8 protein-coding genes and 2 pseudogenes are annotated in these 10,763 nt (G+C 62.3%); 2 read left to right on the top strand and 8 right to left on the bottom strand.

Features of this window, described 5'->3' with window-relative positions; translation table 11 throughout:
• Together SAHL_RS09630 and SAHL_RS09625 are read right to left on the bottom strand one after the other, a co-directional pair.
• Window positions 1–567: IS1595 family transposase (locus tag SAHL_RS09630; protein ID WP_123591207.1), on the bottom strand; the 567-nt coding region annotated here is incomplete at its 3' end.
• A gap of 88 nt (window positions 568–655) precedes the next feature.
• Window positions 656–1,236: pseudogene (locus SAHL_RS09625) on the bottom strand (IS5 family transposase); the annotation flags it as partial.
• Between the two features lie 122 nt (window positions 1,237–1,358).
• On the opposite strand from SAHL_RS09625, the gene SAHL_RS18400 reads away from it, so the two are divergent.
• Window positions 1,359–2,122 (top strand): IS5 family transposase gene (locus tag SAHL_RS18400; RefSeq protein WP_123591202.1). Its coding sequence is split into 2 segments (ribosomal slippage): window positions 1,359–1,731 and window positions 1,731–2,122, totalling 765 coding nucleotides; the frame shifts between segments, so codons are not numbered across the junction.
• Between the two features lie 244 nt (window positions 2,123–2,366).
• On the opposite strand, the gene SAHL_RS09615 is transcribed toward SAHL_RS18400, so the two are convergent.
• The 6 genes and pseudogenes from SAHL_RS09615 to SAHL_RS09590 all read right to left on the bottom strand — a co-directional run bounded on the left by SAHL_RS09615 (window position 2,367) and on the right by SAHL_RS09590 (window position 8,938).
• The gene (locus SAHL_RS09615; RefSeq protein WP_123591201.1) at window positions 2,367–3,284 is read right to left on the bottom strand and encodes an MBL fold metallo-hydrolase; all 918 of its coding nucleotides are present in this window, start codon (window positions 3,282–3,284) and stop codon (window positions 2,367–2,369) included.
• A gap of 122 nt (window positions 3,285–3,406) precedes the next feature.
• A complete protein-coding gene (locus SAHL_RS09610; RefSeq protein WP_221177911.1) occupies window positions 3,407–4,831 on the bottom strand; it encodes an alginate export family protein in 1,425 nt (474 codons plus the stop codon).
• 114 nt (window positions 4,832–4,945) lie between these two features.
• Window positions 4,946–6,233, bottom strand: a pseudogene (locus SAHL_RS18215) (TRAP transporter large permease).
• Window positions 6,223–6,735 carry a TRAP transporter small permease gene (locus tag SAHL_RS09600; protein ID WP_123591200.1) on the bottom strand — a complete coding sequence of 171 codons (513 nt, stop codon included), beginning with the start codon at window positions 6,733–6,735 and terminating at the stop codon, window positions 6,223–6,225. Before SAHL_RS09600 ends, SAHL_RS18215 begins: the two are co-directional and overlap by 11 nt.
• Window positions 6,736–6,740: 5 nt before the next feature.
• Entirely contained in the window at window positions 6,741–7,778 is a 1,038-nt protein-coding gene (locus SAHL_RS09595; RefSeq protein ID WP_123591199.1) for a TRAP transporter substrate-binding protein, read from the bottom strand.
• 248 nt (window positions 7,779–8,026) lie between these two features.
• Complete coding sequence (locus SAHL_RS09590; protein ID WP_123591198.1) at window positions 8,027–8,938, bottom strand: LysR family transcriptional regulator; 912 nt, start codon at window positions 8,936–8,938, stop codon at window positions 8,027–8,029.
• A gap of 108 nt (window positions 8,939–9,046) precedes the next feature.
• On the opposite strand from SAHL_RS09590, the gene mdlC reads away from it, so the two are divergent.
• Window positions 9,047–10,639: a benzoylformate decarboxylase gene (gene mdlC / locus SAHL_RS09585; RefSeq protein WP_123591197.1), complete on the top strand. Its 1,593-nt coding sequence runs from the start codon at window positions 9,047–9,049 to the stop codon at window positions 10,637–10,639.
• The last annotated feature ends 124 nt before the right edge of the window (window positions 10,640–10,763 follow it).

Genomic DNA, 10,763 nt, shown 5'->3' with positions numbered 1-10,763 from the left:
ACACCGGAGGACCACCTGATGGGGTTTGCGATCCGCCGTGGTCGATACGGCGATGACAAACGGGATCTTGTGGGGTGAACCGCGGCCGCGCTGGCCGGGTTTGTCGGCACGCTCACCGCCGAGATAGGCGTCGTCGATCTCGACGCGCCCGGATAATTGGCGGCGCGATTCACGCTCGACCATGACCTGCAGCAGTTTCTGCTTGATGCGCCACGCGGACCGGTAGCTCACGCCGAGCTGGCGCCGCAGCTCCAGAGCCGAGACGTTGTTCTTGGCCTGGGTCATCAGATGCATGGCCAGAAACCAGGTCGTCAGTGGCAGTTTGGTCGAGGCGAAAATCGTGCCGGCGGTCACCGTGGTCTGGTGCCGGCATCGCTGGCACTGCCAGTGGGTGCGGCCGACGCGCTCGAATGTCGTATGCCGCCGACAATGACAGGCCGGACAACGAAAGCCGCTCGGCCAGCGCGCCGCCGCCAGCGCCGCCTCGCACTGCGCTTCGGTGCCATGCCGTTGCATGAACTCGCGCATCGACAAGCCCGGTTGCATTTGAACCCGATTGATCGCCATGACATGTCTCCTGTGCTGTCATGGTCTGATTATCCGGCGCGACTGGGTCATTCCGTGACCCGGCTGAGTTTCGGGCCTAATCAAGAGAGTGCTTATGTCGTCGCTGAGGTGGATTAGGGCGGTGAACTTGTATCGCGTTCAGCACATCAGCCAGCTGCGAAACATCATGCCGATTCGCGCCGGTCACGACGAGTGACAACGGGACCCCACGCGCGTCGACCAGCAGATGACGTTTGCTGCCATTTTTTCCCCTGATCGGTGGGATTGGGTCCGACCGTTTCCTGCGCCATGGGAGCTTTCATCATCGCGCCGTCCATGCTTTGCCATCGCCAGGCGATCCCTTCCATATCGTCATATTCAGCCAAGCCCGCTTGCCAAAGGGCGACAAAGAAACCGCGGCGCTCCCATTCCAGGAATCGCTTTTGGATGGCGCTCGCGCTGCCGAAACGCTCAAACGGCAGAGCTTTCCATTGGCAGCCCGTGCGCAATACATACACGATCGCTTCGAAAACAATACGCGGCTCTTTAGGTTTTCGGCCGCCCCCCCGCTTTACGCCGATACGCGCTTTGCGGATTGCCTTGGCGTGGCTCACGCGGCGGAATAAGCGGCGCCACACGTTCCCAGAAAGCATCCGACACTTCCCAGGATTCAACCCGGGACTGACTCATAGCTGCCTCAATACATTTTTACCTGTATCAAACAGTATAATTTATTTGCGGATAAGTTCTAGGGCATGTCGTCACGAGATCTGTTGTCATAGGGCACTGATACTTCTGATCGACGACACAGCATGTCGGATGCCCAACATCGCCACGATCTAACGGACCGTCAATGGGCCTTGATCGCGCCGCACTTACCTGGCCGCGCGGGCCAATGGGGCGGCGTGGCCGAGGACAATCGCCAGTTCGTCAATGCCGTCCTTTGGATTCTGCGCACCGGGGCGCCGTGGCGCGATTTGCCACCGGCCTATGGGGGTTGGAAAAACACCCATCGACGGTTTTGCCGCTGGCGTGATCGCGGGATCTGGGAAGCTTTGCTCGAGGTGCTGATTGACGAGCCCGATTTCGAATGGCTGATGATTGATGCCAGTCATTGCAAAGCGCAGGCGAGCGCCGCCGGCGCGCCCGGCGGCAACGATGGCATCGGCCGCACAAAAGGGGGCTCAACACCAAGCTCCATCTGGCCGTGGATGCGCATGGTATGCCGCTCCGAATCCTTGCAACGCAAGGTGCCCGAGCGGATTGTGCAAAAGCTGATGAACTGATCCGTGACTTCGAAGCCGAGCATTTGATCGCGGACAAGGGGTACGACAGCAATGCGATCGTGAGCCAGGCGCGAGCGCAAGGCATGCAGGTCCAGGTGCCATCGCGCGTACACCGCAAAAACCCCCGCGCCTTGGATGCGGCACTGTATCGCCACCGGCACTTGGTCGAAAACGCATTCGAACAACTCAAACGGTGGCGTGGCCTCGCGACGCGCTACGCCAAACGACTCTCGTCGTTCCTGGCCCAAGCTCAGATCGCGTGTCTCTGCTTATGGCTTAAAATTTCGTGACGACACGGCCTAGCACTGGCGTTCTGAGGTTTGCTCATCGACTCGATACCCAGGAACGCGCCGTGCCGAGCCGTAAAACCACGTCGTCGAGGCCGACCGGCGCCAAGCCCATGAGCATACCGCAAGCGTCGAATCATGCCGCGGGTCGGCACACGTCCCGGCCCATCAAACCGGTGTCAATCTGCGATGAAACAACCCTGCAAGCCCGGCTTCATCGAAGCTGCCTAGCAGATGACAGTGGGCGCTAGTACACGTCCAGATCGTCGGCGAGCACCACATCGCCATCGTAGGCGGCGCGCACTTCTTCCAGCGTGCTATCCTCGTCGGCGCCGTAGAACAAGTTATGGACGATCACGAGCTTGCCCGGCTTGGCCTGGTTGGCGATCTTCGCGAGCTCCGTACTCACGGTATGGGCATCGTGATGATAGTTCTGCCAGAACTCCGGCAACGCCGACAGTCCTTCCTGGCTAATAGCCTCGTGAATGAGAATATCGGCGCCCTTGGCCTGTTCGGCGACGACCGGCGAATAAGCCGTGTCGCCCGAGATGACGATCGTGCGATCGTCGGTCACGATCTTGTAACCGAAGGCATGAGCCAGCGAACCGTGCGGCACCGAGAAGGCGTCGATACGGATACCGTCGTCCTCGAACACCGTGCCATCTTTCGTGATCTCGGTGACGTTGGCCTTGTAGCCTTCCTTGTCCTTGATCGGCTGGTTGCCAGCGAAGCGCGCTTTCAGATCCGGCGCCATCATCTCGTATACGCCGTCGGACATCTGCTGGGTGCCCGGCGGCGGGCCATAGACGTTGATATGCGCATCCCGACGCCACCAGTAGGTGCCGAGCATCTCCGGATAGTCGAGCATGTGATCGCTGTGCAGATGGGTAAAGAACACATGATCGATATTCGTCGGGTACAGCGCCTTGATGTCCTTCTCTTCGGAGGCCCGGATGGCGTTCTGAACCGCCCCTCCGCCAAGATCGAACACATAGGCCTCGCCGTCGTGCACTACGGCAAAGCTCTGGCCGGCACGATCGCCGTCGGGCACCGGCGTGCCCGTGCCCAGCATGACTACCTGCGTCTGGGCGGCCACCGGCAAGCTCAAACACAACAACACTACAAAACCGGCCCTACGAAGCGCCGGAACGCGGAACGTTTTCATTGTTTATTCCTCTCTGGATCTGCGCTCACTCGCGACGCGCAGTGCGTTGACGAGGACGCTATTCATGAGTTGAGGCCCAGCCGATGCCCGCGCAAGTGCAGGCATCGGCTCTGCCGCGCCGTTTAGAACAGAAAAGACGCACGAATCGAGGCGTACTGGGTATCGTCACCGCCGACGTCCTGGATGACTTCGCCCACGTCGTAGTAGAGATATTCGAGATCGAACGTCAGATTGGCGGTCGCCGCCCAGCGCACGAACATCTGATAGGACGTGCCCAGACGACTCCCCGGCACGCCGGCCGTTCCCGCGATCGGCCGCATGCCGGGCACATAGGCGGCGTCGTCGTCGCTTTCACGCCAGAGCGCGAGGATGGTCGGCGACACAGTCACGCTCGAGGTGGGCGCAAACGCGAACTGCGGGCCGACCGCGATCAGATTCGATAGCGTGGTCAGCGACGCATTGCCATAGAACTTGCCGTTGGCCGGGAACAGCGGATCGAAGGTATTCGACTCGCCGTCGTCGGGATTGTCGTCGCCGCTGGCGGCATCGAAGCGCAGCGCCACGCCCGGTTTGCCGGTCACGTCGTTGAAGGTATAACCGGTCGAGCTGGACATACCCCAGGCCTGGATATCCTGATCACCCCGGTCGCCGAACTGGTACAGCGTGTCCAGGGTGAAATCGACGTTGTTCACCGCGCCGTAGATGCGATTGCCGACCGTCTGGCGGTTCTCCTCGAGCGGCACACCGTTGAATACCGCCGCATCGCGCCGATAGCCATAGTAATAGACATCGTCGTCGATGGATTCGGTAAGCGGCAGCGTGGCATACAGGCCATAGAAATCGCCGCTGTCGTTGGAGGTATCGTTGAACGACCCCTCCTGAACCGTACCCACGGGCCGCGTTGCGAAGGCATTGAACTTGTAACCGTTCGGGTCGGCATACATCAGCCGTACGCCGTCAAATGCCAGGCGTACATTGGGCACCGCGCGGGGGGTCGTGTTGACGAACTCGCCGTAGGCCATTTCCTGCCGGCCGACGCGCGCGGTCAGCCGGCCGCCCGAATAGGTATCGGTGCCGAAATCCAGAAACGCCTGGTGGACTTCGTTGTTGCTTTCGTCGTAGGGCGAGAAGGTTTCCTTGCCCCACGACTCGGTATTTTCGAGTTGCACGAAAGCCCGTAGCGCGTCGTCGAACAGATGCAGGTCGGCGTGCAGCTGGATGCGCTGCTGCCAATAGCTGTCGTTGTCCACACCCGACAGACCGAAGCCGGGGTCATTCTGGTCTTCGTAGCGATAGCGAAACCCGCCGCCGAACTGCAGCCAGGAACTGTCCGATACCGGGATATATCGAATCGGATCGAAGAAATCATTGTGTTTGCTCGAGTCGGCCAGAAAATCGTAGTTCTCGAGATAACGCGGCGGGCCCGGACGAAGCGGGCGCGAACGTTCCATATTCGGTCCGGCATGCGCCGATAGCGCCGGGCAGCCCATCGCGGCCAGCCCGAGCAGGCACGCCGCCGGCGCCAAGCGGGTATTCAATCCTCTCATAGCATCTCCTCCTTGGAGTAGTTTCTTAGGAATTATTTTATAATCAATTATTTATTATTTATAATAAGCACGAAAAAAAGGCTTAGGCCGTTTCCTCTCCGTTCTATCTTCTGGCTAGAGCAGTAACTGGGTGAGTACCGGGAACGCGACCAATAGCCCCAGCCGAAACAGGTCCGAAATAATGAACGGCGTCACGCCGCGATAAATCTCGCCGAGGCTGACGTGCGGCGCGGTTGCCTTGATCACGAATACGTTCATCCCGACCGGCGGGGTGATCAGGCCGAGTTCGACGGTCAATACGGTCACGATGCCGAACCAGACCGGATCGATGCCCAGGCTGGTCACGATCGGATAAACCACCGGCACCGTGACCAGCAGCATCGCGATCGCGTCCATGAAACAGCCCAGCACGAAGAACAGCGCGAGCATGCACAACAGCACGCCCATATTGGATAGGCCCAAGCCGGCGACATACTCGGTCACGGCAAAGGACAGGCGCGAGGCCGATATGAAATAACCGAGCGTTTCGGCGCCGACGATCATGAAGAACACGATCGCCGACAATGAAAGCGTTTCCTGACAGGCCTGCCAGAGCCCGCGGGTACGCATACCCTTGTAGAGCGCATAGACCAGGGTTGCGAATGCGCCGATCGACGCCCCTTCAGTAGGCGTGAACAGCCCGCCGTAGATACCGAACACCATCAGCGCGAATACGCCGCCGAACGGCAGCAGTCCAGTTATCGACTTGAGCTTGTCGACAAAAGATGTCGAGGCCGAGGGCGATGCCACGTCCGGGCGCAGCTTGACCACGATATAAACCGTGATGCAGTAGAATAGCAGCCCCATCAGGCCCGGAATCAGCCCGGCGGCGAACATCTCGCCCACCGATTGTTCGGTGATGATCGCGTAGAGCAGCAAGGCGATCGAGGGCGGAATCATGATCCCGAGCGTTCCGCCGGCGGCGAGCGCGCCGGTGGCAAGCGACGGCGCATAACCGTTGCGTTCCATTTCCGGCAATGCCACTCGGCTCATCGTACTGGCCGTGGCCAGCGACGAACCCGAAATCGCCGAAAACACGCCGCAGGAACTCACCGCGGCGATCGCCATGCCGCCCTTCCAGCCCCCCGAAGAGCGTGCGCGAGGCATCGAACAGGCTGCCCGCCATACCGGAATGCGAGGCCAGCACCCCCATGAAGATAAACATCGGAATGGCACTGAAGCTGTAGCTGGTCAGCACTTCCAGCGGCACCGATTTGATCATCGCCAGCGCCGCATCGAACGAGATCACCTGGGTGAAGCCGAAAAAGCCCACCAGCAGCATCGACAGCGCCACCGGCACGCGCAGCGCCAGCAGCACCAGGAGGATTGCCATGCCGGCAAAGCCGATCGTTTCAGGCGCCATCGTCGACTCCCTGCACGAGACCGCGAATGCCGTGGATGAGGCTGCGCACGGTGAAGATCACCAGCAGCACCGCGGCCATTTCATAGATCACGAATTTGGGCATCGCCAAGTCCTGGGTCACCTCGCCGAATTCGGCCGCCGAGCGCGCGGCTTCGTGGATACCCCAGACGAGCACCACGCCGACGGCGGCAAAGATGAGCAGATTGAGGCCGGCGATCCGTGCCTTGATCGCATCGCCGAGCTTGTTGGTGAACACTTCCACCACCACCTGGCTTTTTTCCACGTGGCCGGCCATGGCGCCCAACAGCGCGGCCAGCAGTAGGTACTTGACGAGCTCGACGCTGCCCATGAACGTCAACCCGCTGGTCCCGTCGGTCAGCTGGAACAGAAAACGCAGGGCCACATCGATCACGGTCACCATCATCATGGCCAGAAGCGCGACACCGGCGATCGCGAGTGCCGCGCGTTCGAGCCAGATACTCAGGCGCATCAGTACCTTCATATCGCTCAGCCGGCGGCGCAGTCTTCAGACAGAGCCATGGCCTGTTCGTAGACCTGGCGTGCGGGGCGACCACGCGCTTCCAACTCTTCGAGATAACCCTCGGTGGCTTTCTTCAACGGCGGGCCCCAGTCGGGATCGTCGAGCGGCTCATCGATATCGAAGATGGTGTGCTCGGGGCCCTGGGCCTGCTTGCGTCCGGCCGCGTCCTCGGCGGCAAACACTTCACCGGCCTTGTTCGCCCACTTCATGCCACTGTTGTCGTCGATGACCTGCTTGAGATCGTCGGGCAGACGCTCGTAGGCCTGCTTGTTCATGGTGGCCACGAAGGTCAGCGTATAGAGCGGCATCTGCGTGTGGTAATGCGCCAGCTCGTTGAGCCGGAAGGTTTTCATGCCTTCCCACGGCAGCGTCGTCCCGTCGATCACGCCGCGCTGCATGGCCTGATACGCCTGGGGCGCGGGCATGCCCACCGATTGAGCGCCCAGCGAGGTCAGCATTTCGCCGACCACCGCCGTGGGACGACGGATACGCAGCCCGTCGAGATCCTCGGGCTTGCGGACCGGCGTTTCGCGGGTGTTGATGAAACCCTGCCCGGTCGTGAACATGAACAGCACATGCGAATCGCGATACTCCTTGGCGAAATCGCTGTTGTTCTCGTAGAGCTTCTGGGCGATGCACGAACCCTGGGGCGCGCTGCGCGATACCCCCGGCAACTCGACGATCTGGGTCAACGGGAAACACCGGGCGGTGTAGCCCTGGGCGGTCGCGGTGATATCGGCCAGGCCGTTGACCGTCGCTTTATAGGACTGATCGGCCTTCGAGAGCGTCTGCGAGGGAAAGATCTGGACCTGCAGCTTGCCGTTGGACTGTTTCTCCACGGCCTCGGCCCAAGGCTGGAACACCTGTTCGTTGATCGCCGAACCGCCCGGCCAGAAGTGGGCGAATCGCAGTGTGGTCGCCGCACTCGCCGAGCCGGCGGCGCCTATCAACAAGGCCGCGCCCGCGGTGATGGCCCAACGCGGCCGCCTGGAAAACAAAGTCATGATGGCTCCTCATCCGTTTGTCGAGTCACATGCCGGCGCCGTTTATATACGATTTGTTCGCCGTGCGCACGCCTGTTCGTGGAACAAACCCTGATCGGGCGCCTTCGGCAAGCAAATAGGACTTTAGTCGAATACCCCCGTATATTCCCGGTTGTGCGGCCCATGCCGGTTCATACACAACGCGGGCTCGATACTGTGTGGCGCGACCGCGCGCGGCGATGCCGACGTCGATCGACGACCTAATCCGGTTACGCCGATCCGACCGCGTCGCGGGTGGCCGCGCGCGCAGCCGAGAGCACCGTCTGTGCGAACCAGCGCTGGGCGGCCGAGGCCTGGCCGGCCGCGTGGGTATACAACGCCACGTCGAAGCGCGGCACATGAAACGGCAGCTCGAACATTCGCAGCCCGCCGTCGCGTACGAATCGAGCGGCAATCTGCGCGGGCACGATCGCCAGCAAGTCGCTACGCCCGATCAGGGTCGGCAGGCTCGAAAAACGCGGTACGGTCAGCCGCATCTTTCGCTGGACGTCCGAGTCGGCCAGAACCTCCTCCGCAAGACCGTGGCCGCTGCCAGCATCGATACGCACATGATGTTCCCGTAAAAACGCAGCGAGGTCGGGCGTATCGCCAATCCGGGGGTGTTCGCCTCTCGCCACGCCGACATAGCGTTCACACAGCACCTGTCGGCGTTCGAGATCGTCGCGCCCGAGCCGGCGACTGCAGATCGCGGCGTCGATATCGCCGCGCGCCAGATCCTCTGCCACACGCTCGACATCAAGTGCGACCACCGTGATCCGAACGCCCGGCGCGCTCGACTCCACGGCCGCGAGAATGTCGGGTAACAGCGTGAGTTCGCCCAGATCGGACAACGCGATGACGAATCGTCGCGTCGACCGGGCCGCATCAAACCGGTGGCCCTGCTCGAGGGCATCGTCGATCGCCACCAGCGATGCGCTGAGGGCGGGATACAACTGCACCGCCACCGCGGTCGGGCGTATGCCGTTACGAGCGCGCACGAACAGCCGGTCGGCCAGGCGTTCACGCAGTCGCGCCAGCCCGTAGCTGACCGTCGGCTGGGTCACGTGCAGCCGACGTGCGGCCGCACTGACACTGCGACATTCGTAGAGGGTGACGAAGGTACGAACGAGATTCAGGTCCATGGCACCACGGTTATCGATAGCATCTATACCGATTAACGATACTATCGATTTGATCGCTGACGCGGATCGACATAGTTTGACCCGGTCATTCCAGCGCCAAGTCTTGCGATGCCCAGCGTTCATACCTGTGTCTACGATTTTCTGCGGGCCCAGGGCCTGACCACGGTCTTCGGCAACCCGGGCTCCAACGAGCTGCCCTTTCTCAAGAACTTCCCGGCCGATTTTCGCTATGTGCTCGGCCTGCACGAAGGCGTGGTGGTGGGCATGGCAGACGGCTTCGCCCAGGCGTGCGGCGCGCCGGCGCTGGTCAATCTGCATGCGGCGGCGGGCTCGGGCAACGCCATGGGCGCGCTGACCAACGCTTGGTATGCGCACTCGCCGCTGGTGCTCACCGCCGGTCAGCAGGCCCGCGAGATGGTCGGCGTGGAATCCATGCTCGCCAACGTCGACGCAGCGCAACTGCCTCGCCCGCTGGTGAAATGGAGCTACGAACCGGCCTGTGCTTCGGACGTGCCACGCGCCCTCGCCCAGGCCGTTCACAGCGCCCGCCTGGCGCCGTCGGGGCCGACGTATCTATCCATCCCGCACGACGACTGGGCCGCCGAGGTCTCGCCGCGCACGGCCGAACTGCTGCAATCGCGCACCGTCGCGACCGCGGGGCGGCCCGACGACGAACAGGTCGATGCCCTGGCCCAGCGTATCAACGCCGCCGCCAATCCGGTGCTCGTACTCGGACCCGCCGTGGACGCCTGCGGCGCCAACGAGCGCGCGGTCGCGATCGCCGACCGGCTGCGTCTGCCGGCCTGGATCGCGCCATCGGCCTCGCGTTGCCCGTTTCCCACCAACCACCGCAGTTTTCGGGGCGTTCTGCCCGCTGCGATCAAAGGCATCGCCGAGCTGTTCTCCGATCACGATCTCGTTATCGTGATCGGCGCGCCGGTGTTTCGCTATCACCAGTACGCGCCGGGCGAATATCTCGCCGACGGCGCGCAACTGATCCATATCACCGCCGACCCGAACGAGGCCGCACGCGCGCCGATGGGCGACGCTACGGTCGGCGATATCAGCGCGGTTATGGATGCCCTGCTCGCGCGCCTCGCCCCGGCGACCCGTGACTGGCCCGAGCCCCTGCCACGGCCGGGCGGCGTGGCGGACGAAGCGGATCGGCTGGCGCCGGAAAACGTATTCGATGCGATCGACGCGCTCAGCCCGGAGGATGCGATCTATGTGAAGGAATCGACTTCGACGGTCACCGCATTCTGGCAACGGGTGACCCTGCGCCATCCCGACAGCTATTTCTTTCCGGCGGCCGGCGGGCTCGGCTTCGGTCTGCCGGCAGCGGTCGGCGTGCAGATGGCACAGCCGCAACGCCGCGTGGTCGCCCTCATCGGTGAAGGCTCGGCCAACTATGCGATCACCGCCCTGTGGAGCGCGGCGCATTACGAGATACCGGTGGTCTTCGTGATTCTCAAAAACGATACCTACGGCGCCCTGCGCTGGTTCTCGCGTCTTCTGGACGCCGAGGATGCCCCCGGTATCGACCTGCCCGGGCTCGATTTCTGCTCGATCGCTGCCGGCTACGGCGTCCAGTCCGAACGCGCGACCGACGGCGAGACGTTTCGCCGGGTCTATGCCGAGGCGTTGGCACGCACCGATCGGCCTACGCTTATCGAAGTGCCGACAACCACCATCGAACCCTGACCGTAGCGGTTGGTGGCCACGCACGACGATATGCCGATTGCCGGCGCAGGTCTGAAAATCGCACGGTCCGGGCGCTCGCGCGAACGCGGCTATTTGACAGCCTCACGCAACTCGGCTTAAGTGA

The sequence above is a fragment of the Salinisphaera orenii subsp. halophila YIM 95161 genome, assembly GCF_003732545.1.
In the GTDB taxonomy this organism is placed as follows: domain Bacteria; phylum Pseudomonadota; class Gammaproteobacteria; order Nevskiales; family Salinisphaeraceae; genus Salinisphaera; species Salinisphaera orenii_A.
Note: the sequence above shows the minus strand (reverse complement) of the source record. Positions and strands in the feature narration are given on the sequence as shown.